Genomic DNA, 285 nt, shown 5'->3' with positions numbered 1-285 from the left:
AGACCCCACACTACCATCGGCGCTACGGCGTTTCACTTCTGAGTTCGGCATGGGGTCAGGTGGGACCACCGCGCTACTGCCGCCAGACAAATTCTTTTCTAATCTGCCGAACTTTAACCTAAAAAGTGGTGCTGATACCCAGAGTCGAACTGGGGACCTCACCCTTACCAAGGGTGCGCTCTACCAACTGAGCCATATCAGCACGCTAAATTTGATGCCTGGCAGTTCCCTACTCTCGCATGGGGAGACCCCACACTACCATCGGCGCTACGGCGTTTCACTTCT

The 285-nt window shown here is 54.7% G+C and carries 1 tRNA gene and 1 rRNA gene; both read right to left on the bottom strand.

What is annotated here, in order from left to right:
* Positions 1-87 (bottom strand): 5S ribosomal RNA (rrf, locus tag OQV04_RS24965); the annotation flags it as partial.
* A 39-nt stretch (positions 88-126) separates the two neighbouring features.
* A tRNA-Thr gene (locus OQV04_RS24960) sits at positions 127-202 on the bottom strand.
* Positions 203-285 lie beyond the last annotated feature (83 nt).

It is taken from the genome of Escherichia sp. Lx600-2 (genome assembly GCF_036662595.1).
In the GTDB taxonomy this organism is placed as follows: domain Bacteria; phylum Pseudomonadota; class Gammaproteobacteria; order Enterobacterales; family Enterobacteriaceae; genus Escherichia; species Escherichia coli.
The sequence above is the reverse complement of the archived record's forward strand: the minus strand, read 5'-3'. Positions and strand labels throughout refer to the sequence as shown.